Annotated in this window: 27 protein-coding genes and 1 tRNA gene; 14 read left to right on the forward strand and 14 right to left on the reverse strand. The window is 64.1% G+C overall.

Translation table 11 applies throughout. The features are described from left to right. Window positions 1–426 precede the first annotated feature (426 nt). The 5 genes from ACVW17_RS17205 to ACVW17_RS17225 all read right to left on the reverse strand — a co-directional run bounded on the left by ACVW17_RS17205 (window position 427) and on the right by ACVW17_RS17225 (window position 1,992). Window positions 427–885 (reverse strand): hypothetical protein, encoded by a 459-nt coding sequence (locus tag ACVW17_RS17205; protein ID WP_456797686.1) that lies wholly within the window; start codon window positions 883–885, stop codon window positions 427–429. Continuing rightward, complete coding sequence (locus ACVW17_RS17210; protein ID WP_456797687.1) at window positions 851–1,105, reverse strand: hypothetical protein; 255 nt, start codon at window positions 1,103–1,105, stop codon at window positions 851–853. The genes ACVW17_RS17205 and ACVW17_RS17210 overlap by 35 nt, the downstream gene beginning before the upstream one ends. A 45-nt stretch (window positions 1,106–1,150) precedes the next feature. Further along, window positions 1,151–1,345 (reverse strand): hypothetical protein, encoded by a 195-nt coding sequence (locus tag ACVW17_RS17215; RefSeq protein WP_456752984.1) that lies wholly within the window; start codon window positions 1,343–1,345, stop codon window positions 1,151–1,153. 62 nt (window positions 1,346–1,407) lie between these two features. Then, the gene (locus tag ACVW17_RS17220; RefSeq protein ID WP_456797688.1) at window positions 1,408–1,584 is read right to left on the reverse strand and encodes a hypothetical protein; all 177 of its coding nucleotides are present in this window, start codon (window positions 1,582–1,584) and stop codon (window positions 1,408–1,410) included. A 36-nt stretch (window positions 1,585–1,620) separates the two neighbouring features. After that, window positions 1,621–1,992 carry a hypothetical protein gene (locus tag ACVW17_RS17225; protein WP_456797689.1) on the reverse strand — a complete coding sequence of 124 codons (372 nt, stop codon included), beginning with the start codon at window positions 1,990–1,992 and terminating at the stop codon, window positions 1,621–1,623. Window positions 1,993–2,134: 142 nt separating this feature from the next. Here ACVW17_RS17225 and ACVW17_RS17230 point away from each other — a divergent pair, with 142 nt between their 5' ends. The 4 genes from ACVW17_RS17230 (at window position 2,135) to ACVW17_RS17245 (ending at window position 4,006) form a co-directional block, all read left to right on the forward strand. Continuing rightward, window positions 2,135–2,320 (forward strand): hypothetical protein, encoded by a 186-nt coding sequence (locus ACVW17_RS17230; protein ID WP_456797690.1) that lies wholly within the window; start codon window positions 2,135–2,137, stop codon window positions 2,318–2,320. 164 nt (window positions 2,321–2,484) lie between these two features. Further along, entirely contained in the window at window positions 2,485–2,631 is a 147-nt protein-coding gene (locus tag ACVW17_RS17235; RefSeq protein ID WP_456797691.1) for a hypothetical protein, read from the forward strand. A 274-nt stretch (window positions 2,632–2,905) separates the two neighbouring features. After that, window positions 2,906–3,145, forward strand: a complete 240-nt coding sequence (locus ACVW17_RS17240; RefSeq protein ID WP_456797692.1) for a hypothetical protein — start codon at window positions 2,906–2,908, stop codon at window positions 3,143–3,145. Window positions 3,146–3,763: 618 nt separating this feature from the next. After that, window positions 3,764–4,006, forward strand: coding sequence for a hypothetical protein (locus ACVW17_RS17245; RefSeq protein ID WP_456797693.1), 243 nt, complete (start codon window positions 3,764–3,766; stop codon window positions 4,004–4,006). 316 nt (window positions 4,007–4,322) lie between these two features. Here ACVW17_RS17245 and ACVW17_RS17250 read toward each other — a convergent pair whose 3' ends face one another. From ACVW17_RS17250 to ACVW17_RS17265, 4 genes are all read right to left on the reverse strand, one after another. Beyond that, complete coding sequence (locus ACVW17_RS17250) at window positions 4,323–4,484, reverse strand: hypothetical protein (protein WP_456797694.1); 162 nt, start codon at window positions 4,482–4,484, stop codon at window positions 4,323–4,325. A gap of 466 nt (window positions 4,485–4,950) precedes the next feature. Beyond that, a tRNA-Val gene (locus ACVW17_RS17255) sits at window positions 4,951–5,025 on the reverse strand. Window positions 5,026–5,135: 110 nt separating this feature from the next. Next, window positions 5,136–6,419 carry a hypothetical protein gene (locus ACVW17_RS17260; RefSeq protein ID WP_456752993.1) on the reverse strand — a complete coding sequence of 428 codons (1,284 nt, stop codon included), beginning with the start codon at window positions 6,417–6,419 and terminating at the stop codon, window positions 5,136–5,138. A 166-nt stretch (window positions 6,420–6,585) separates the two neighbouring features. Continuing rightward, window positions 6,586–7,191 carry a DUF1134 domain-containing protein gene (locus tag ACVW17_RS17265; RefSeq protein ID WP_050420523.1) on the reverse strand — a complete coding sequence of 202 codons (606 nt, stop codon included), beginning with the start codon at window positions 7,189–7,191 and terminating at the stop codon, window positions 6,586–6,588. 153 nt (window positions 7,192–7,344) lie between these two features. Between ACVW17_RS17265 and ACVW17_RS17270 the strand changes: the two genes are divergently transcribed. Further along, window positions 7,345–7,809 (forward strand): YHS domain-containing (seleno)protein, encoded by a 465-nt coding sequence (locus ACVW17_RS17270; RefSeq protein ID WP_456797695.1) that lies wholly within the window; start codon window positions 7,345–7,347, stop codon window positions 7,807–7,809. On the opposite strand, the gene cysQ is transcribed toward ACVW17_RS17270, so the two are convergent. Beyond that, window positions 7,810–8,637, reverse strand: a complete 828-nt coding sequence (cysQ, locus tag ACVW17_RS17275) for a 3'(2'),5'-bisphosphate nucleotidase CysQ (protein WP_456752994.1) — start codon at window positions 8,635–8,637, stop codon at window positions 7,810–7,812. Window positions 8,638–8,787: 150 nt separating this feature from the next. Here cysQ and chpT point away from each other — a divergent pair, with 150 nt between their 5' ends. The 6 genes from chpT (at window position 8,788) to ACVW17_RS17305 (ending at window position 15,397) form a co-directional block, all read left to right on the forward strand. Next, a complete protein-coding gene (gene chpT, locus ACVW17_RS17280) occupies window positions 8,788–9,435 on the forward strand; it encodes a histidine phosphotransferase ChpT (RefSeq protein WP_456752995.1) in 648 nt (215 codons plus the stop codon). A 204-nt stretch (window positions 9,436–9,639) separates the two neighbouring features. After that, window positions 9,640–12,369: a hybrid sensor histidine kinase/response regulator gene (locus tag ACVW17_RS17285; RefSeq protein WP_456752996.1), complete on the forward strand. Its 2,730-nt coding sequence runs from the start codon at window positions 9,640–9,642 to the stop codon at window positions 12,367–12,369. A gap of 29 nt (window positions 12,370–12,398) precedes the next feature. Further along, a complete protein-coding gene (locus ACVW17_RS17290) occupies window positions 12,399–12,869 on the forward strand; it encodes a chemotaxis protein CheW (RefSeq protein WP_456752997.1) in 471 nt (156 codons plus the stop codon). A gap of 51 nt (window positions 12,870–12,920) precedes the next feature. Continuing rightward, entirely contained in the window at window positions 12,921–13,286 is a 366-nt protein-coding gene (locus ACVW17_RS17295) for a response regulator (RefSeq protein WP_021081912.1), read from the forward strand. A 75-nt stretch (window positions 13,287–13,361) separates the two neighbouring features. After that, complete coding sequence (locus tag ACVW17_RS17300; RefSeq protein ID WP_456752998.1) at window positions 13,362–14,528, forward strand: protein-glutamate methylesterase/protein-glutamine glutaminase; 1,167 nt, start codon at window positions 13,362–13,364, stop codon at window positions 14,526–14,528. Beyond that, window positions 14,525–15,397 carry a CheR family methyltransferase gene (locus tag ACVW17_RS17305; RefSeq protein ID WP_456752999.1) on the forward strand — a complete coding sequence of 291 codons (873 nt, stop codon included), beginning with the start codon at window positions 14,525–14,527 and terminating at the stop codon, window positions 15,395–15,397. Before ACVW17_RS17300 ends, ACVW17_RS17305 begins: the two co-directional genes overlap by 4 nt. A gap of 177 nt (window positions 15,398–15,574) precedes the next feature. Here the strand turns inward: ACVW17_RS17305 and ACVW17_RS17310 are convergent, their stop codons facing one another. Genes ACVW17_RS17310 through ACVW17_RS17320 form a run of 3 tightly spaced genes read right to left on the reverse strand, consistent with a single transcriptional unit; the run spans window position 15,575 to window position 17,615 of the window. Next, window positions 15,575–16,732, reverse strand: a complete 1,158-nt coding sequence (locus ACVW17_RS17310) for a glutathionylspermidine synthase family protein (RefSeq protein ID WP_456753000.1) — start codon at window positions 16,730–16,732, stop codon at window positions 15,575–15,577. Between the two features lie 30 nt (window positions 16,733–16,762). Next, window positions 16,763–17,194 (reverse strand): hypothetical protein, encoded by a 432-nt coding sequence (locus tag ACVW17_RS17315; protein ID WP_456753001.1) that lies wholly within the window; start codon window positions 17,192–17,194, stop codon window positions 16,763–16,765. A gap of 16 nt (window positions 17,195–17,210) precedes the next feature. Further along, window positions 17,211–17,615 (reverse strand): DUF350 domain-containing protein, encoded by a 405-nt coding sequence (locus ACVW17_RS17320; protein WP_074132099.1) that lies wholly within the window; start codon window positions 17,613–17,615, stop codon window positions 17,211–17,213. Window positions 17,616–17,724: 109 nt separating this feature from the next. Here ACVW17_RS17320 and ACVW17_RS17325 point away from each other — a divergent pair, with 109 nt between their 5' ends. From ACVW17_RS17325 to ACVW17_RS17335, 3 genes are all read left to right on the forward strand, one after another. After that, window positions 17,725–18,084 (forward strand): hypothetical protein, encoded by a 360-nt coding sequence (locus tag ACVW17_RS17325; protein WP_456753002.1) that lies wholly within the window; start codon window positions 17,725–17,727, stop codon window positions 18,082–18,084. A 70-nt stretch (window positions 18,085–18,154) separates the two neighbouring features. Further along, window positions 18,155–19,342, forward strand: coding sequence for a hypothetical protein (locus ACVW17_RS17330; protein ID WP_456753003.1), 1,188 nt, complete (start codon window positions 18,155–18,157; stop codon window positions 19,340–19,342). Window positions 19,343–19,352: 10 nt separating this feature from the next. Beyond that, on the forward strand, window positions 19,353–20,945 hold the full coding sequence (locus tag ACVW17_RS17335) for a S53 family peptidase (protein WP_456753004.1): 1,593 nt from the start codon (window positions 19,353–19,355) through the stop codon (window positions 20,943–20,945). 63 nt (window positions 20,946–21,008) lie between these two features. Here ACVW17_RS17335 and ctrA read toward each other — a convergent pair whose 3' ends face one another. Continuing rightward, complete coding sequence (gene ctrA / locus ACVW17_RS17340; RefSeq protein WP_016848562.1) at window positions 21,009–21,710, reverse strand: response regulator transcription factor CtrA; 702 nt, start codon at window positions 21,708–21,710, stop codon at window positions 21,009–21,011. Window positions 21,711–21,920: the final 210 nt, after the last annotated feature.

The raw sequence follows: 21,920 nt of genomic DNA on the forward strand, positions 1-21,920 counted from the left end.
GTCTCGAATTCAATGATGGTATCGAGGCCATCCAGCGTCGGCGGACCACGCAGCCTGATCGTCACCCAAGATCCCGCATAGAAACCAACGAACTCAACAGTGATCAGCTCAAGTGCAGGACATTTCTCGCACACTCGTGAATCGCTCAACGCGCAAGGCGATCCCAGGAAGTAATCTTGGCCCCGTCATCGAAAACGAGATTGCAAACCTCGGTCGCAATTCGTTCGACTTCCCAAACACCGCCTCTGTCGTGGCCTTGGCACGAGGCCCGCAACGCGGCTCGACGTCGCTCGAGGTGCTAAATGATTTCTGCGCGAGGCCGCGAAGGTTTCATTTTGCTGGTGATCCCGGAGGGAAAAGATGGAGAGTAACGGTTCTCGCAGAGGCGCGAAAGCTAGCCTCAGAGGGAGCTACTTTGCTTCCTAATCAGGTTCGCTCGGGTTTTGCGCCCTCGGTGATGAGATCGCGACCGTAGTGCTTGCGAACAATCGCCGTCGGTTGAATGTATTCGGCGCAGAACGGACACGTTCTGGCTTTCCCTTCGTGCTTTTCCATCCACGTAGGCCCGCTGTCACTGGTGCGCGTAGGCATCCCTACCAGCAGAACGAAAGCTAGCAACGGCGAGATAATCACCGCCAAGACAAACCAGCCCAGGCCATTTCGACCTGTGGAATTAGCCGCGATGGCTACGATGATCGCAAAGATCACCCATCCACAATTGTTCCCATTGTCCGTTGCCCCAACGGGAGGAAGGCGCAAGGCTTCCGCAGCCAGAGGTAGAGGGTAGGCCGGGGGTTTTACGGGGGCTAGCTTGCCAATACTGCCAATGAGATAAGGCGTATAACGGTAGTCATCCCCTAATGATGAGGCGACCAAGGAAAGCATTGCAGGCCCGCTCGGCTTCAGCGAGCGTGTTGAAGGGCGATCCGGACACTTGAGCCGCAGGCATATTCAGGAAGTCGGGGCGATATGATGCAACAAAACCCGGCTCTCCATGCAAGCCGGGTCCGGTCTGGCTCTCGTTGCTGATGACAAATGAATAGTCGTCGCTGCTCGCGATCCATATCTCCAGTTCAGCATCGACTTGGCGGAAGTGCAGGGCCACGTCGCCCTCCGCGGAGAGGCCAAAACTTGATACCCGGACGGACGCTCAACCTGCTTTTGTGCGGTTGGCAGCTTCAGCTTCCCGCGCCAACCGTTCTGCCTTTAGGCGGTCTCGATTGTCGTGGAGTGCTTTTTGCTCTTTGGCGTAATCGGTCATGGCTTCCTTCGGCTTGACCGCTTTGAATATCTTGTGGGCTTCGCGCTCCGCAGCTGTCGTTGTACGCCGTTCTCGGTTGATCATTATTGACCTCCCACCTGGGCTCAACAGTCAACGCGCGGAGAGGCGTTTCGATCCTGACGGGCCTAATAGGTCAGCGCCAGCAGCCGCTGCACAATAGCGCCGAGGCACACGAGCACTACCAGCAGCTTCGGGAGCTGCGCCAGGCGACCGTCCGGCGCGAACCTATCTATCACCCAAAAGCAGATCGCCCCCACAACCACGATGATCAAAATACCGATCAGAAGTGAAATAGCAGCCATTTGTCGTCTCCCCGATGTCCGGTCGCCTCGGCCGGTTCATTTCCGGTTTCGATCGCGTCGTACCTTTTGGAATTCCTCGGGTCCCTTGACGAGCCGGCGCTTGCGGTCGGCTTGCTCCTCCGAACTGGCAGTGCTGTCCGCAACTTTATCGATTGCTTTGCCGGCCATGTCGCGAGCGCGCTGGCGTTGGCTTTCAGTCTTGGGCCGCACTGCGGTTGACGACGTCAACGCGATCTGGAGCAGCCTGCGGATCGCCTCGGGGCGGGAAGGCTCATCGGCCTGCTTCTCGATCCACTCGTCAATCGCCTCGAGCTCCGGATCGTGCATCTTCACTAGAATGCCGGTTCCTGGGCCGGTCGTCTTAGGACGGCCGCGCCCTTTCGAGATATCGCTAATTGGCTTCGCCATGAATTAAGGATATCTCAAAAACAGGCCGGACGGAAGCGCGAACTTCCAAGCCGGCCCTAACTCACACATGGAGTGAACCCGAGATGCAGGCTATCCAAACACCACCACACGACGGCAGTTCTCTAAATGGTTGCGGGCGGCTGTGGCCGGCGTCAATGCTGCGGCAGTGCCCGCAGCAGCGGCTCTCGCGTTGTCCGACGACAGCATGCTATTGCATTTGGAAGAAAAACTTCGACGCTTGGGGGCCGCCAATGCGTACAATGACGAAATCGAGCGGCTGGACAAGATTTGGCACGCCATGCCGAGCGGCTTCTTGATGAAGAAGTGATTTCACCGAGGAGCAGCGGTGGCAGGCCGTCTAGGCCACCGGAGTCCAAAGAGCGAGAGCGACTGGTTGATCTGAGCTATCAGCACCTTGATCGGATGGATAAGCTCATACAGCAAATGTGGGCCATCATCCCAGCTCATACTACGATCGGCGGGAAGGCGAAGATGTCGGTCGTTCTCGCATGCGCGCTGCGAGATGAATGGTGCGACCAAGATAACCTCGTCGACCACCATGTGCTGATGGCTCGCCGACTGCTTATCGACCTTATCGGCGGCGAGCCGGCGATGGAGCTTCGGGGCCAATTTGCCTAGAGCCATCCTAAGAAAAGACGCCGCCGGTCTCAAAAATACACGCCCGGCGGCGTTTTCTTCCTGAACTGGGACGCTAAAATCCCCAGCCATGATTGTCCTGCACGAACCAAGCCACGGGTTGATGACAGTCGGCAACCATGGCCGGGTTTTGCCCGGTGAGGCTTCAGTGCTGCCTTGGCATAAAAAGCGCGTGAAATGTGAGACAGTTCACAGTCGATGATCGCGAGTTGGTCTAGCGCAAGGGCGGGTGGCAGATCGGTATCGGAGAATCGTGATGCCGCTTTTTAGCAGCCAAAGCCTGTCGGCGGCAGCCACCACTTCAGTGCTCGGTATAGTCACTGTGGGAGCGATTGCCTTTGCGGTCGTTGGCTATGTGGAGTGGTCATCGGGCGTCAATCTGACCCATTTCATGAGCCGGACCGCCGCGGATGCCTCACCGATGCCGCCCAAGGGCCGAGGAGGTTGCGAGCAGGGCAATAAGTCGCTGCCGACGTTTTCTCTGCCGCTCGAATGACCGCCGATGGGAGACGGGAACAAGTGCCAACCCTTTAAAGGGGGCGATTGCGATGATTGTCAATGCGTTAGGTCACAGCCTGTTCCGTTCGCGGGTACGGCCAATCCCAGCGGCACCACGGCATGTCGCCGTCGTCAGGCCTATTGCGGACCGGGCACGGGGCGCCGGCGCAAGTACAGGATGCGGGCCGGTCCGAGGGTTGGTCCTGGTGTTCTCGCAGACCCAGCCTGTGTCATCGCAGAGGATATAGTTGTTCCGGTTGGTGAGTGCAGGGCGTTGAGGATCAGAGATCCCGCGCACGTCGAGCGCGCAGATCTCGCCGTCGACTGCGAAGCGCGTCGCCGGTAGCTTCACGGCGCTCTCGACGATCCACGGAAATCGCCACAACCAAGGCCGGACTTCGAGCTGACGCGCACGGTTTTGGGTCGCGCTTCGCCTGACGGGGCAGCAATCTGGGCCGGTCGGGACAGTCTTGGAGCGACCGGTACGCAGGGCTGAAGGACGGGCTTGGACATGACCGGTAGGTAGGGGGCGGGACTTGAGAATCCTGTGGATGGTGACTGGACGCGCCGGCGGGCGCGCCTATCTCCCCTCCGTTGCAAATAGGAGGGTCATTTCGTGGCGGAATTCCTCACCCATCAGATGCGGCTCGACCACGCCGCAAGCTGCCTTAAGCAGCTCGCGACCAAGGCTGAACCTCAGAACAAGATGCAGCTCCTCGGAGCGGCGAACGCGCTTGAGGTGGCCGAAAAACGCATTTTTGCGCCTGGAGCCTTGGTCCGCGCCGTTGCGAAGAAGGTCGAATCCAGCGCAGCGATCTCGGCTACCCGACCGGTCGCGATCTTCCGGAAAGCTATGTGAGCGAATTCTTGCGTCGCTAGACGAGGCACAAACTCAATTGCCGCCCGATCGCCGGTCGACGAAGCCCTGCAGGGTGGCCGGCCGCGCAGCGATGTTCCGCAAGCCAATGTTACCCACCAGAACAAAGGTTCTAAAAAGTGGGTAACTGAGGGGCGTTTTCTGTCGTGATTTCAAGCCCCGCTTTTGCCGCTGGCGATCCCGGCAGATTCGAACCTGCAACCTGCGGAGTAGAAATCCGCTACTCGTGTCCGGGATTGGACTTCGCCAACCACCGATTGACCGCCGAAACACCGTGAACAAACAGCGATAATAGTGGTCAAGCCGGATCGAGCTTCGTTGTTTTTGTTGATTTTTTCGTTTGCTGCTTTGTTCCTATCGGCCAGCTGAGCCCTATGCTGAAGTTCCGGAGGTCCGCGCTCAAACCGGTGATGATTTCTAACGGCGTCTTGCCGGTCGGCAGCACAGCCGAATCCGACATCGTCACCGCAAGGCGCGCAAACTGTTGCTCGCGGAAAACCTTGACAAGGCATCAAGCTGCTCAGCTGTTGGGTTACGAAGTTCATTGGCATGCAGCGGAACTCCACGCCGAAATGCACGGCCTTCATCGCGCGCCATGGCTCGGCGATGACGGCAGCCGCTGATGAGCTGTTAATCGCGCCCCCAACCCGAACACCGGGTAATTCTTGTCGGCAAACGTCTCGTGGCCTCAATTTGCCGATCGCAGGCGTGGGACGCGAGCGCGCTCGGCTTTTGGCCGACGAAAATGGGACCGCGCCAGCGATTTCGAGTCGATCGCGGTCGATAGCAACTGCACTGGCGCGGGACGATGGCAGAGAGCGTGCGATCACATATCAGATGGCGTCTGTGCCCCGGCTGTGCCCCGCGATTTCTGGGGCACATGCTACGGGAGGCGGTTAGATATGTTATTGATTTTATTGCCTTAGTGGTGGACGCACAAGGGATCGAACCTTGGACCTCTCCCGTGTGAAGGGAACGCTCTCCCGCTGAGCTATGCGTCCGGGATCTGACGTGCCGACGGCCGATGCCGGCCGGTCGAAAAGTGGCGCTTCGTCAGAGCGTGCGATTTACGAAGTGCCGGGTAGGGGTGTCAAGCCAAACCCTGCGTAAATCAGGCGCCTTGCTGGCGGGCGCGGGAGGCGTGGGACTGCAGCGCCCGGATGCGTTCGGCGAGCGTCCCGCCGCCTTCGGGCATGCCGCTGCCGGGTATGGCGCCATTGGCAGGCTTGGCGGCGGTCTTCGCCGGCACGGTCGGCTCCGCCGCCAGCATCGCCTCGATCGCCGAATTGGGGCCCTCGAGCTGGATCGCGAGCTTGGCGACTTCGGCGGCGATGTCGTTGATGCGCTCGCGCAGCAGCGCGTTCTCCATCCGCTCGGTCGCCCAGGAGCTCTCGGCCTGCTGCTGGATCGCGTTGATGTCGCGCTGCAGCTTGCCGCGCTCGTCGCGGGCTGTGCGCAGCTGCTCCTCGACCGCGGCCTTCTCCTGGCGCAGCTTCTCGAGCACCGAGGATTTGCCGCCGCCTGCTGCGGCGATCTCCTCGCGCAGCTCCTGCACCGTCCGCTCGGCGGCGGCGTTGGCCTGCTTGAGCTGGCTGTTCTCGAATTCACGCTCGGCCAGCAGCTTGCCCTGGGTCGCAAGCCGCGTCTCCAGGTCGGTGACGCGGTTGCCGAGCATCTCGGCTTCCTTGACCTGGGCGATCAGCTGGCGGTCGAGATCGGTGACACGCTGGCTCAGATTCTCGACCCGGCCGCGCGCCTCGGCGAGATCGCGCGTCACGGTTTCCGACTGGCTGCGCTCCTGGGCGAGGCGCGCTTCGGTCGCCGCGAATTCCCTGGCGGCATCGCCGACGCGGTTCTTCAATTCCTCGACCTGGGTCCGCACCGCGACCAGCTCGACCTGGCGGCTGTCGGCGGCCATCGAGCGGTCGCTGAGCTCGGCGTTGATCTTGCCGAGCTCGCTCTGCTTGTCGGTCAGCGCCTGCTCGGCGTTGCGCAGCAGCTCGCTCTTGGCGCCGAATTCTTCCTCGGTGGCGCGAAGCTGTTCCTTCATCGCCTTCTCGCGCGCCTCCAGCGCGAAGATGGCGGCGTTCTTCTCGCCGAGCTCGATCTTCATGCGGTTGATCGCATCGGTCTTCTTGCCGAGCTCGGCGAGCTGGCTCGTGGTCTTGCTCTTAAGCTGCTCGACGCTCATCTCGAGCCGGCGGGCGGACATCGCGAATTCGGCGCGGAGCTGGTCCTTGTCGGCCTGGATCTCGGCCATCGACAGCGGGGTGGCCGCCTCCATGCGGCGCGTGGTCAGCCGCACCGCCCGGTTATGCACCAGCGGCACGATCATCAGGCCACACAGCATCGAGATCAGGAAACCGATCGCCGCGTACATGATCGGCTCGATCATGAAGGATCACTCCGAGAACAGAAGAAAGAATTTGTTAATCACAATGCCACGGCGGGCCGGCCGAAGGCCAGCCCGTTTGCCGCGTTAAGGTGAATCGCCAACCGAGCCGGCGCGCTCCGGCGCATCACCCGGCCGGGGGCGTGTGTAACCTGGCGGGGCTTGTAACCTAGAACGGGTTCCAGGTCGCGCGCGGGGTGTATTTGAGATAGCCGACGCTGGCGCCGAGCCGCAGGCCGATGCCCGAGCGAATCGGGACCAGCACGATGTTGTTGGCGGTCAGCGCCGTCATGCCGAAGCCGCCGACGATGTAGGCCGAGCCGTCGATGCCGACGAAGCGCTGATAGATCGCCTGCGTCGATGGCAGGTTGTAGACCAGGGTCATGGTGCGGGCGCCATCGCCGCCCCAGTCGAAGCCGACCGAAGGACCCTGCCAGTAGACCCGGAGGTCGCCGGCGTTCTTGGTGTAGAGCGTGCCTTCGCCGTAGCGCAGGCCGGCCACGAACGCGCCGGAGCCTTCCTCGCCGAGCACATAGCCGTTGGGCAGACCCCATTGGCTGACCGCGCGCTCGATCACCGAGGCGAGCCCGCGCGAGACGTTGCCGAAGAACTTGTGTCCGGCGCCGACCAATTCGTCTGGCCCGTAAGTATACGGGGTCGGCTCACGCTGCGGCGGCGGATATTGCGGCGGTGGGGGCTGCTGCGCGGACGCCCCTGCGCTCCAGCACATCAGCGCGGCGAACGCGACCGCGGCAAGGCGTGATGCGAAAGTCATAAAGAACCCCTGCTATCGAAATCTGGGCGCTGCCCTTTAACCTGATGCCAACAGGCACGGCTCTAGGTTGCGCCCAGTGTCCCCTCGACTCGGATGTTATCGGTATCAACTATGACGGCACAACGGCAGGAAAGATATCGATCGTGCCGGGGCATGGCGTTTTTCGGCCTGTTGGCGGGCATTTTGGCGGCTATCGGCCCCGGTTTGCCGGTTCAGGCCACGACGACCGAACGCGTGGTGACGAACCGTTACTCCGGACTGGCGATCGAGGGATTCGATCCCGTCGCCTATTTCACCGACGCCGCCGCCACCTTGGGGCGGCCGGAATTCGAGGCCGCCGACAGCGGCGCGATCTGGCGCTTCCGCAACGAGGGCAACCGCGCCTCGTTCGTGGCACATCCGGAAATCTATGGCCCGCAGTTCGGCGGCTACGATCCGACCGATCTGGTGCGGGGCGTGACCTGCGCCGGCAATCCGCGCTTCTGGGCCGTGGTCGGGAACAGGCTTTATCTGTTCAACCGGGAACACAGCCGCGATGCCTTCGCCGCCGATCCCGCGCGCTTCCTCAAGGAAGCCGCCGCGCGTTGGCCGGAGCTGGAAGAAAGCCTCGCACAGTAATCACGGCGCCGCGGCCGGGTCGCCCCAGGCGATGAATTCCGGCACCAGAAAGTCTTCGCGGCCGAGTCCGAAATGCAATTGGTTGCCCTTCGAATCGGTGACCTTGCCGCCGGCCGCCACGATCACCGCATGACCGGCCGCCACGTCCCATTCCGACGTCGGCGACAGCCGCGGATAGATGTCGACCTCGCCCTCGGCGACGCGGCCGAACTTGACGGCCGATCCGAGCACGGCACGGACCGCGCCACCGCGTTGGTCGATGAAGGCTTCGGTGCGCGGATCGCCGTGCGAGCGGCTGACCGCAACCGTCCATGGCGCGCCGCGCGGCGGACAGCGACGGGTCTTGATCGGCGCGATCTGCGAAACCTGATTGCCCTCGAGCGTCAGCCGCTCGGCGCCCTTGCCGACGATGCCGCGCCAGATCAAGCCGAGTGCCGGCGCACCGACGATGCCGAGCAGCGGCACGCCGTGCGTGACCAGCGCCACATTGACGGTGAATTCATTGCGGCCGGCGACGAACTCCTTGGTGCCGTCGAGCGGATCGATCAGGAAGAAACTGTCCTTGTAGGGCGGCGTCGCCAGATGGACGCGCTCCTCCGACAGCAGCGAGACATGCGGTGCCAGCCGTGTCAGCCCCTCGACGATGATGTGGTCGGCGGCGAGATCGGCCTCGGTGACCGGCGAGCCGTCACTCTTGCCGGTGACCTGCATGGCGGAACGGTTGACCGCGAGGATCGCCTCACCGGCCCGGATCACCAGTTCGGTCAGCGATCCGAGCAGCGTGGCGGCCTTGTCGCAGTCGACGGTGGCCGATTGTGCCTTATTCATGAGCGGGTCTCAATCCTGTTCGTCTTCCCCTGAGATCATGATGCCAGTCCCGCCGCAAGCTGGCAGCATCCGTCTGCGCGGTGTATCAAGCCGACAGGCATGCGTGATTCGCACTCCTCGGTCGGCGTGCGGCTTTCCAGGAAACAATTGATGTCTGGCACTTCGTCTCCCGGTCCCGCTCCCGATGCGCTCGAGCTCGCAGCGCTGCTGTGCTCGAAGGTCTGTCACGATCTCATCAGTCCGGTGGGCGCGATCGTCAATGGGCTTGAGGTCCTCGACGACAATCCGAAGCCGGAAGATCGCGACTTCGCGCTCGATCTGATCCGCAAGAGCGCCAAGACCGCGTCGGCCCGGTTGCAGTTCTGCCGGCTGGCGTTCGGCGCAGCCGGTTCCTCCGGCGCCCAGATCGATCTCGGCGACGCCCAGAACATGGCGAAGGGGCACATCGAGGACGGCAAGGTCACGCTGGTCTGGAATTTGCCGCGGCTGCTGCTGCCCAAGAATCGCGTCAAGCTGCTGCTGAACATGCTGGTGGTCGCACAGCAGACCATCCCGCGCGGCGGCACGCTCACCGTCGATCCGGTCGGCGAGGGTGACGCGACGATCTTCCGGATCACCTCCGCCGGGCTCAATGCCCGCGTGCCGCAGAACATCGTCGATATCCTCAGCGGGACCTCGGCGAACACGGTCGATGCGCATGCGGTGCAGCCATACTACACGCGCCTGTTGGCGGAAGCCTGCGGGCTCAAGGTGACGCTCACGCTCGACGGCGACAAGGTCATTGTCGCCGCGGCCTGAACGCGGCCGCGCGGAGATCATTAATCAAAGGTTACGACCGGCCGCGCGATTCAATCGTGCGGCCTTATCTCTTTGTTGATCCCGTTCTTTTCCAATTACTCAACCAAACTTAAACGCTTTGCGGAGAAGCTGACCTCGGTTCCGTCAGGCGCGTCGATGTCGCGCGCCGCCTGCGTTTTCGGCGTTTTTCGAAGGTTGGTTTTCATGGACGATCTGTTGCGCGAGTTCCTGACGGAGAGCAGCGAGAGCCTGGATACGGTCGACAACCAGCTGGTGCAGTTCGAGCAGGATCCGAACAACGCAAAGATCCTGGATAATATCTTCCGCCTTGTGCACACCATCAAGGGGACCTGCGGCTTCCTCGGACTGCCGCGGCTGGAAGCGCTGGCGCATGCCGGCGAGACCTTGATGGGCAAATTCCGCGACGGCATGCCGGTGAAGGCCGAAGCCGTGACGCTGATCCTGTCCTCGATCGACCGCATCAAGGAGATTCTGGCCGGGCTCGAGGCAACCGAAGCCGAGCCTGAAGGCAATGACCGCGACCTGATCGATCAGCTCGAGGCCATGGTCGATCGCGGCATGGCCGCAATGGCGGCTGCTGATGTCGCCGAAGAAGATGTGCCGGTGGTCGACGCCCCGTCGGTGCAGGCGGCAATGACCGAAGGCACGCTGGTGGTGCAGACGCTGGAGCGCCCCTTGCGTCCGGGCGAGGTCTCGCTCGACGAGCTCGAGCGCGCCTTCCGCGAGACCGAGACCGAAGTGACTGCACCCGCATCGGCGCCGGTTGCCAAGCCGGTGGCCGCGGCACCTGTCGCCGAGCCCGCGGAAGCCGCAAAGAAGCCGGCCCGCAAGGCGGCCGCCGAGACCGACGTCCAGGAAGGCGACAAGATCGCCAACCAGTCGATCCGGGTCAATGTCGACACCCTCGAACATTTGATGACCATGGTCTCCGAGCTGGTCTTGACCCGCAACCAGCTGCTGGAGATTAGCAGGCGCAACGAGGACACCGAGTTCAAGGTGCCGCTGCAGCGGCTCTCCAACGTCACCGCCGAGCTGCAGGAGGGCGTCATGAAGACGCGGATGCAGCCGATCGGCAATGCCTGGCAGAAGCTGCCGCGCATCGTCCGCGACCTCTCCGGCGAACTCGGCAAGCAGATCGAGCTGGAGATGCACGGCGCCGACACCGAGCTCGACCGCCAGGTGCTCGACCTGATCAAGGATCCGCTGACGCACATGGTGCGCAACTCCGCCGACCATGGGCTGGAGACCACCGCCGAGCGCCTCGCCGCCGGCAAGCCGGAGCAGGGCACCATTCGCCTCTCCGCCTATCACGAAGGCGGCCACATCATCATCTGCATCGCCGACAATGGCAGAGGCCTCAACACCGAGCGGATCAAGGCCAAGGCGCTCCAGAACGGCCTCGTCACCGAGGCCGAGCTCGAGAAGATGACCGAAGCCCAGATCCACAAGTTCATCTTCGCGCCGGGCTTCTCGACCGCAGCGCAGGTGACCTCGGTGTCCGGCCGCGGCGTCGGCATGGACGTGGTGCGCACCAATATCGACCAGATCGGCGGCACCATCGACATCAAGAGCGTGGCCGGCGAGGGCGCCAGTGTCACCATCAAGATTCCGCTGACGCTTGCGATCGTCTCCGCGCTGATCGTCGAAGCCGGCGGCGACCGTTTTGCCATCCCGCAGCTGTCCGTGGTCGAGCTGGTGCGGGCCCGCGCCAACTCCGAGCACCGCATCGAGCGGATCAAGGACACCGCAGTCTTGCGCCTGCGCAACAAGCTCTTGCCGCTGATCCATCTCAAGAAGCTCCTGAAGATCGACGACGGCGCCACCACGTCAGATGCCGAGAACGGCTTCATCGTGGTCACGCAAGTCGGCAGCCAGACCTTCGGCATCGTGGTCGACGGCGTGTTCCACACCGAGGAGATCGTGGTCAAGCCGATGTCGACCAAGCTGCGGCACATCGACATGTTCTCCGGGAACACCATTTTGGGCGATGGCGCCGTGATCATGATCATCGACCCCAACGGGATTGCCAAGGCGCTCGGCGCCTCCGGCTCCTCGGCCCATGACATGGCCGACGACAGCGCCAATGCCCATGCCGCAAGCGGCGAGCAGCTGACTTCGTTGCTGGTGTTCCGCGCCGGCTCCAGCCAGCCCAAGGCGGTGCCGCTCGGCCTCGTCACGCGCCTGGAGGAGATCGCAACCGACAAGATCGAGCTCAGCAACGGCCGCTACATGGTGCAGTACCGCGAGCAGCTGATGCCGCTGGTGCAGATGGCCGGGGTCGAGGTGCAAAGCCAGGGCGCGCAGCCGATCCTGGTGTTCGCCGATGACGGCCGCTCGATGGGGCTCGTGGTCGACGAGATCATCGACATCGTCGAGGAGCGGCTCAATATCGAGGTCGCCGGCTCCCAGGACGGCATTCTGGGCTCGGCGGTGATCAAGGGCCAGGCCACCGAGGTGATCGACGTCGGCCACTTCCTGCCGATGGCGTTCGCCGACTGGTTCTCGCGCAAGGAGATGCGCCCGTCGGCGTCGGCACAGTCGGTGCTGCTGGTCGACGACTCGGCGTTCTTCCGCAACATGCTGGCGCCGGTCTTGAAGGCTGCCGGCTACAAGGTCAGGACCGCGCCGAATGCGCAGGAGGGCCTTGCCGCGCTGCGCTCGGGGCAGGCCTTCGACGTCGTGCTGACCGACATCGAGATGCCCGAGATGAACGGTTTCGAGTTCGCCGAGAACATCCGATCTGACCACAATCTGAACCAGCTGCCGATCATCGCGCTGTCGGCGATGGTGTCTCCGGCGGCGATCGAGCGCGGCCGGCAGGCCGGCTTCCACGACTACGTGGCAAAATTCGACCGTCCCGGGCTGATCGCGGCGCTGAAAGAGCAGACCGCCGAGATGCGGCGGGCCGCGTAATCGGACTTGGCTTGAAGGAACACAAAGTGATGACCAGCAAGACCGAGACAACTGAAGGCGCGGTCGCCGAATACGTCACCGCCGTGATCGGCGGCCAGCTGTTCGGGCTGCCGATCTCGCGCGTCCAGGACGTGTTCATGCCGGAGCGGCTGACGCGGGTGCCGCTGTCGTCCAGCGAGATCGCCGGCGTGCTCAACCTGCGCGGCCGCATCGTCACCGTGGTCGACATGCGCGCCCGGCTCGGGCTGCCGAAGGCCGATGACGGCCAGCCGCCGATGGCGGTCGGGGTCGACCAGCGCGGCGAATCCTATGGCCTGCTGATCGACCAGATCGGCGAGGTGCTGCGGCTGCCCGACGACAGCCGCGAGGACAATCCGGTCAACCTCGATCCCCGCATGGCCAAGCTCGCCGGCGGCGTCCACCGTCTCGACGGCCAGCTCATGGTCGTCCTCGATGTCGATCGCGTGCTCGAACTGGTGCCCGACGCCAAGGCGGCGTGAGCAGAACTGAAGAACTGAAACATCCCACCGGGGATGAGGAAGAGGTCGCAGATGAGAACCTGTCTTGTAGTCGATGACTCAAGCGTCATTCGCAAGGTCGCCCGCCGCATCCTGGAAGGACTCGATTTCACGATCGTCGAGGCCGAGGACGGCGCCAAGGCGCTCGAAGCCTGCAAGCGCGCGATGCCCGAAGCCGTGCTGCTCGACTGGAACATGCCCGTCATGGACGGCTACGAGTTTCTCGGCAATCTCCGCCGCATGCCCGGTGGCGATCAGCCCAAGGTCGTGTTCTGCACCACCGAGAATGACGTCGCGCATATCGCCCGCGCGCTGCATGCCGGTGCCAACGAATACATCATGAAGCCGTTCGACCGGGACATCGTCACCGCGAAGTTCCAGGAAGTCGGGCTCATTTAGGTTTCTGTTCGATCCGGCGGCAGATGCCTTCGGCTCAACGGTTGTTGTGCGTCGTGTTGCGTCGCTGGTGAAGTCATGAGTGTTGCGTTGACAAGTTCTGCGGTCCCGACCTCGACCCGTACCGACAAGGTGCGGGTGATGGTGGTCGACGATTCCGTGGTGATCCGCGGGATGATCTCGCGCTGGATCGGTGCCGAGCCCGACATGGAGGTCGTGGCCTCGCTGCGCACCGGCCTCGACGCCGTCAACCAGCTCGAACGCATCAATCCCGATGTCGCGGTGCTCGACATCGAGATGCCCGATCTCGACGGCATCTCGGCGCTGCCGCAGCTGCTCGCGAAGAAGCGCGATCTCGTCATCATCATGGCCTCCACGCTGACCCGCCGCAACGCGGAGATCAGCCTGAAGGCATTGTCGCTCGGCGCAGCCGATTACATTCCAAAGCCGGAGAGCACGCGCGAGGCTACCGCCGCGGAAATCTTCCGCCACGACCTGATCCAGAAGATCCGGCATCTCGGCGCCAAGGCGCGCCGCAGCACCGCGCACACCACGGCAAGCCCACCGCTCGCGCCCGGTCACGACAAGGTGCGCACGGTGGCGCCCGCGGCTCCGCATCTCGCACCGGCTCCGATCGCGCGCCGTTCGTTCGGCCTGCTGGCACCGAAGGTGCTGCTGATCGGCTCTTCGACCGGCGGCCCGCAGGCGCTGATGTCGCTGGTCGCGGAGATCGGTCCGGTGATCGACCGCGTCCCGGTGCTGATCACCCAGCACATGCCGCCGACCTTCACCACCATTCTTGCCGAGCATCTGGCGCGCGCCAGCAAGCGGCCGGCGCATGAGGCAATCGACGGCGAGAGCATCAAGCCGGGCCGGATCTATCTGGCGCCGGGCGGACGGCACATGCGCATCGCGCGCCACGGCATCGATGCGGTGATCGCGCTCGACGACGGGCCGCCGGTCAATTTCTGCAAGCCCGCGGTCGATCCGATGTTCACCTCCGCGATCGATGTCTGGCAGGGCAGCATCATGTCGGTGATCCTGACCGGCATGGGCTCCGACGGCATGCGCGGCGGCAAGGACATCGTCGCCGCCGGCGGCAGCGTGATTGCGCAGGACGAAGCGACCAGCGTGGTCTGGGGCATGCCGGGTGCTGCGGTCAATGCCGGCATCTGCGCCGCGGTGCTGCCGCTCAATCAGATCGCACCGAAGCTTGTTCGCGTGTTTGCGGGAGACCGTTCGTGACGCCGCTGGACTATGAGTATCTGCGTAGGCTGCTGAAAGAGCGTTCCGGCCTCGATCTGTCCGCCGACAAGCAATATCTCGTCGAAAGCCGCCTGCTGCCCCTGGCGCGCCGGTCGAACCTCGCCGGCATTGCCGAGCTCGTGCAGCGGCTGAAGGGCGGCGCCGAGGCGCTGACGTCTGACGTGGTCGAAGCGATGACCACCAACGAGACCTTCTTCTTTCGCGACAAGATCCCGTTCGACCATCTGAAGGACGCCGTGCTGCCGGCACTTGCGCAGGCCCGCGCCGCGCGCCGCAGCCTTCGCATCTGGTGCGCGGCGTCGTCGACCGGGCAGGAGCCCTATTCGATCGCGATGCTGCTGAAGGAAATGACCGCGCTGTTCGCCGGCTGGCGCATCGAGATCGTCGCCACCGACCTGTCGCAGGCGGTGCTGGAAAAGTCCAAGGCCGGCCTGTTCAGCCAGTTCGAGGTGCAGCGCGGCCTGCCGATCCAGCTGCTGGTGAAGTACTTCGTGCAGCAGGGCGAGCACTGGCAGCTCAACGCCGACATCCGCGGCATGGTGCAGCATCGCCAGCTCAACCTGCTTGGCGATCTCTCGCATCTCGGCACCTTCGACGTGATCTTCTGCCGCAATGTGCTGATCTATTTCGATCAGCGCACCAAGGCCGCGATCTTCGGCAAGATCGCACGAATGCTCGAGCCCGACGGCGTGCTGGCGCTCGGCGCGGCGGAATCGGTGGTCGGCATCACGACCCTGTTCAAGCCCTATCCCGACCGGCGCGGGCTCTATCAGCCGAGCATCGTCCCGGTCGCGCGCGCCGGTGCCGCGGTTCATGCGCTGAAGGCGGTCGCGTCTGCGGCGCGCTAGCCCCATCTTCCGACCTACGAGCCCGGTGCTGTCTGCTCCGTCATCTTGAGGAGCGCGCACTTGCGCGCGTCTCGAAGGATCGACGGCCACCAGCCGGGCCGTGCATCCTTCGAGACGCCGCTTCGCGGCTCCTCAGGATGACGGTGAAAAAGCTGCCTTCGTTTCCACGAACACGAATCACAAAATCGCGTGCGGCAGGAAGCGCGAGGCGTTGCCGGTGATTGGGTTCTCGTCTTCGCGGATCGAGAGCCCGCACGGCGTGTGGTCGACCAGCCAGCTGCCGAGCACGGGATACTGGCCGGAAAAATTCGGCAGCGGCGCCAGCGCCTGGCGGATGAAGCCTTCAGCGCCGTAGGGACCTTGCTCCGCGACCAGCGTGAGGCCGGCGCTGACCAGCTCGACGTTGGCGCCCTCGCGCGAATAGATCGGCTTGCGCACGAACGAGCTGCCGAGCTGCGCGGCCTGCGGGTCGTCCTCGAAATAGGCCGGCAGCAAATTGGGGTGGTTCGGGAACATCTCCCATAACAGCGGCAGGATGCCCTTGTTGGACAGGATCGCCTTCCACGGCGGCTCGATCCACTGCGTCGGTGCGGTCGATAGATTCTTGCCGAACGCGTCGTGAAACATCCACTCCCACGGATAGAGCTTGAACGCGAGCCTGATCGGGATCTCGTCGAGATCGACGAACTGATTGTCGCTGCGTAGCCCGATCTGTTCGATGTCGAGCAGGGTGGTCTTCAGCCCGGCCTGCGCCGCGGTGTCCTCGAGATAGGCGAGCGTGCCGGCGTCCTCGGCGTTGCCGGTCAGGCCGGTGAGATGCAGCGGATGGTTGGCGCCGATCGTCTTCCAGGTCTCGATCAGCCGCTCGTGGATCGAGTTGAACTGGTCGGCGCGCTTCGGGATGATGTGGCGTTCGATCGCCTGTTCGAGCCAGGTCCATTGAAACACCGCGGCCTCGAAGATCGAGGTCGGCGTGTCGGCATTGTATTCGAGCAGCTTGGCCGGGCCGCTGCCGCTGAATTTGAGGTCGAGCCGGCCGTACAGGCTCGGGTCCTTGCGGCGCCAGCTCGCCGCGATCAGATCCCAATACGCCTCCGGTATCTTCAGCCGGCGCAGATATTGTTCATCCTTGACCGCGCGTCCGGCGAGCTCGAGGCACATCGCATCGATCTCGCCGGTCGGAGCCTCGATGTCGCGCTCGATCTCGTCGAGCGTGAAGGCGTAATAGGCGCGCTCGTCCCAGTAACGTTCGCCGTCGATGGTGTGGAAGGTGAAGCCGGCGTTTTCGGCGGAGGCCTGCCAATCGTCGCGTTCGGGGCATGCGATGCGTTGCATGAGGGGACCGTGATGTTTGTCAGCTTCGCATCAGCCGCCACCGAAGCCGAACGCATGCGCGAACGAGCCGAAGCCGCCGCGGCTCACCGACGAGCTTGACGACGAGCTCGACGAGGATGACGCGCCGCTCGACGAGGAGCCGCCGCTGTAGAAGCTGCTGCGTGACGAACTGCTGCCGCCGCCGCCCGACCCGGATGATGAACTGCGCGGCGCGCAATCGGCACCGGGTTGCGGCGGCACCGGCGCGGTGACCCCCGGTGCGGTCACGCCGGGCGGCGCCGGCTGCACGGGTTGGCAATTCTGCCGCGGCATCAGCGCATAGGCGCTGCCGCCGACCGCAAGCGTGCCCATGATCAGCAGCGCGACATGGTTGGAGCGCTTGGACGGCTGATCCGGCCGCGGCGCCACCGCCGGCACGACCGGCCGCCGCTTGCCGAATTCCGGGTTGGGTTTGCGCGCCATGCTTCGGCTCAACGGCTCAGTAGATCATGCAGGCCGCGTTCAGCGCGCCCGCCGCCAGCGAGGACAGCCCGAGCCAGATCGCCGCCGCCATTTCGCCGGAGGCGATCCGCGCCGACAGGTTCGGCACCGGGATCTTCACGATGTAATAGACGATGATCTGCACGATCAGCGCGATGATGCTCCAGATCAGGCAGTCGATCACGTTGGCCGAGTGGGCGATGGCGCTGACCACCGGCAGCACGAAGCCGAGCAGGCTGAGGCCCAGCGCGATCGCCGCCGCGGAATCATTGTCGCGGATCAGCTGGAATTCGTCGTGCGGGGTAACGCGCGTGTAGACGAACAAATAGGCGACCACGGCGATCAGCGCCGTGCAGAAATAGACCAGGAACGCCGGCAGGCCGGCGAGGGATTGCAGGATCATGTGATGCGCCCGAATTGCCCTAGATCGCCATCCTATAGCTGATTGGTCGCGGTTCGCGAAGCTTCGGTTCGATGTGACCTGTGGGCTCCGGTGGCGAGCCACGGAAAAATTGCTGCGCGGCGGTGTGAGCCGCTTCACAGCGGCCGCTGCGATGGTCGTCTATACGATATGCAACCAGAAGTTCATGTCGCGAATGGGCACGGTGATCGCCATGACGACCAGCTTCGGCAACGACATCCTCCCGATGTTTCGACCGGGCGACATCGCCTGCATGGCGGCGAAGGGCGTTCGGATCAGCGACGCCGACTGGATGGGCGACCCGGCCGGCAATGACGACTTTGCCGATCACGCCAATGCACGCCGCGTCTTCGCCGCGCTGTCGTCCGGCTTCATGCCGCCAGGTCACCGCTGGTCGCAGGACCAGCTCGATATCTATGCGAGCTGGATAGGGGACGGATTCCAACCTTGAGCCCCAACCTTTCTTGAACGCCAGCCTTTCTTGAACCCCAAGCTTTTTTGAACCGGATGTGGAGAGCAAGATGAGAAGGTCGATCGACACGCTGCTCGTCTGTGGTCTGTTGCTGCTTCCCGCGCTGCCGGCCGCGGCGCAATCGCCGCCGAACCCGGCGATGACCGCGCCGGACCAGGTCGCCTGGCAGCTGTTCATCCAGGCCAACACCCGTGCCGGCGGCAGCAATTCGACATTCGAGACCTGGGCGAGCGACACCGATCTGTTCCAGCCCAATCCGCAGTTTCCGGCAGCCGCGACGCCGCTGGTGCTGCGCCCGCCGATCCTGCCGCAGGTGGCGCGCGAAGGCGTGCAGCAGAGCGGCGGCCTGCTGCCGGCGCTGCCGCCCGGCGCCGGGCAGGGCCAGATGGAGGAGACCCGTCACAACAAGCCGACCTTCGACTTCATCGTGCAGAACAACCTCTACAAGCTGTCGGGCGTGAAGGCCGCGTTCGGCAAGGCGCTGTCGTTCCCGGTCGATTCCATCGAGGTGAAGGGCAATTGGGTGCCGGTCAGCGACATCCCGCAATTCACCAACAACAAGGTGACGGCGGCGCAGGTGCCGCAGCTCTATCACGTCAACAGCGCGGCCGGCGTGCAATACGCGCTGGTCTCGATGCATGTGATCAGCAAGCAGGTGCCGAACTGGACCTGGGCGACATTCGAGCATCGCTTCAATCCGGGCCGCTGCGACATCATCGGCTGTCGCGACAGTTTCGGCGCGCAGACCGCGTTCGTGCCGTCGAACCGCACCGCCGGTCAGGGCTATCCGGATTGCGCGAAGACATCAGCGCTGACGGCGATGTTGTCGGGCGCGGACATCGATCCCGTCTACGGCAATTACTGCCTGAAGGGTTCGCAGGCCGACTTCGTCGACAATGTCGGGCTCGACATCAGGCTCGGCAATTCCGTCACCGAGGACGGTTTCGTCGCCACCTCGTCCTGCATCACCTGCCACGGCCGGGCGGCCTTCAAGGCGGACGGCACGCCATCGTCGCAGGCCGGCTTCCTGTCGTTCGGCCCCAACGGCCCGGTCGCGCCGCTCGGGCCGCTGCTGCCGGAATGGTACTGGAAGTTCTCGGGCCAGCCGCCGATCTTCGAAGGCAAGCCCGGCCTCACGCGGATCGCGACCGCGGCGGACTTCGTCTGGTCGATCCCGTTCTGCGCCTATGACGATACGCAGACACCCGCACAGCCGAGCCCGTGCGCGGGCAAGTGAGGCCGCACCGATGGCGGGCTCGCGCGAACACAGGATTCCGCTGGCCGGCAGCAACCGCGCTGCGCCTGACGGTGCGACGCTGGTCGGCGATGTCGATCCCGATGAACCGATCTCGATCGTGGTCTATGTGAAGCGGCGCACGCCGGACGCGTTTCAGCCCGGCAGCGCCGGTGACCTCGCCCGGCTCGCCAAGCCGGTCACCCGGCGCCAGCTTGCGACGCAGCGCCATCGCAGCCATGCCCCCGCGATCGCCCGCATCGTGCGGCTGGCGAAAGCGCGGAGGCTGATTGTCGGCCGCAGCGATCCGGTCGCGCGCACGGTCGAACTGCAAGGCACCGCGCGGCAGATGGCCGAGATCTTCGGCGCGACGCTTCGGATTTATCGCGACGGCACGCGCGAGTTCCGTGCGCGCGTCGGCGGCCTGACCGTGCCTGCCGAGATCGCGCCATGGACCCGCGCCATCCTCGGCTTCGATCAGCGGCCGCTGCGGTCGCTGCGGGCCAGAGCGCCGCTGGCGCGGGCCCAGGCCGACCCCGGCGGCGGCGACGGGCTGTGGCCGACCGACATCGCGGCCCGCTACGGCATTCCGCTGGATCGCGACGTGTCGTCGATCTGCGTCGGCATCGTCGCCCTCGGCGGCGGCTATCTCGAGAGTGACCTCGCGATGGCGCTGGCCGGCATGAACAGGCAGCCGCCCGATGTCGTCAACGTGCCGCAGGCCGGCAATGGCGGTCTCGGCAGCAACGATGTCGCCGATCAGGAGCTCGCGCTCGATCTCCAGGTGCTCGCCGGGCTGCTGCCGAAGGCCAGGATCGTGGTCTACTTCGCCGAGAACTCCGCCGCCGGCCTCACCGACGCGATCCATCGGGCGGTGTTCGACGACGTGCACGCGCCGCAGGTGATCTCGGTGAGCTGGGGCAGCGCCGAGAAATTCTGGACCGCGCCGGGGCGCGACGCGATGCAGGCCGTGCTGGCCGATGCGGCGCGCTTGCGCGTCAGCGTGCTGTTCGCCAGCGGCGATCAGCTCGCGACCAGCGGCCTGACCGACGGCAAGCTCCATGTCTGGTTTCCCGCCTCGAGCCCCTATGCGACGAGCTGCGGCGGCACGCAGCCCGGGCTTGCCCAAGGTGCAGCGTCGGGCGCGGCGGAGGCGGTCTGGAATGCCGGCGCGATCGGCACCGGCGGCGGCATCAGCGACGCCTATCCCGTCCCCGACTATCAGTCGCATCTGACGCTGCCGATGTCGCAGAACGACGGCGCCGTCAGGCGCGGCGTCCCGGATGTCGCTTGCGCCGCCGCGGCGAATCCGGGCTATCGCATCATCGTCAACGGACAGGCGATGGCGATGAGCGGGACCAGCGCCGCGACACCGCTATGGGCGGCCCTGGTCGCAATCGCGGTCGCCGCGCGCGGCGCGCAGATCGGCATGCTCAATTCGGCGCTTTATGCCAACCCCGGCGCTTTCCGTGCGGTCCAGCAAGGCAACAACCGCGTCGGCGGCAAGGGTTACGATGCCGGTCCCGGCTGGAGCGCCTGCACCGGGCTCGGCGTTCCCAGGGGGGCGGATCTGGTTTCCGTCCTGAGCGCGATCCCGGTGGCATGACATCGCCACAAACAAAAACCCCGCCATTTGCGGCGGGGCTGAGGAGGTTTGCTGTAGAAAGCGTCAGGCGGGAATGCGCTCGTCGGCCTCGTGCGGCTCGCGCAGCACGTAGCCGCGGCCCCACACGGTCTCGATGAAGTTGCGGCCCTCGGAGGCGTTGGCGAGCTTCTTGCGGAGCTTGCAGATGAAGACGTCGATGATCTTCAGCTCCGGCTCATCCATGCCGCCGTAGAGGTGATTGAGGAACATTTCCTTGGTGAGCGTGGTGCCCTTGCGGAGCGAGAGCAGCTCCAGCATCTGGTATTCCTTGCCGGTGAGGTGCACGCGCTGGCCGCCGACCTCGACCGTCTTGGTGTCGAGATTGACCACGAGATCGCCGGTCTGGATCACCGACTGGGCGTGCCCCTTGGAGCGGCGCACGATCGCGTGGATGCGGGCAACCAGCTCGTCCTTGTGGAAGGGCTTGGTCATGTAGTCGTCGGCGCCGACGCCGAGACCCTTGACCTTATCCTCGATGCCGGCGAGGCCCGAGAGGATCAGAATGGGGGTCTTGATCTTCGAGACCCGGAGCTGCTTGAGCACGTCGTAGCCGGACATGTCGGGCAGGTTGAGGTCGAGCAGGATGATGTCGTAGTCGTAAAGCTTGCCGAGATCGACGCCTTCTTCACCGAGGTCCGTCGTATAGACGTTGAAACTCTCGGATTTGAGCATCAATTCGATCGACTGCGCGACGGCGCTATCATCTTCAATTAGCAAAACGCGCATGCCAGTCCCCTATAGTCGCCGCTCCGGGCGTCAGGTCGGCCGCACTTGCGGCACTCACAAAACGCCTTTGAACAACTGATTCGGATCCTGACGAGATATGGTTAACAAAAACTGATTCCTTCACGCAAGCTCTAACCGTGCAATTTTTGTCGAATCGCCCTAAGATATTGCGTAGAAGAAGCTTTTCCTAACCGTGCCCGTTCAGATTCC

The organism is Bradyrhizobium sp. USDA 4473 (assembly GCF_054063335.1).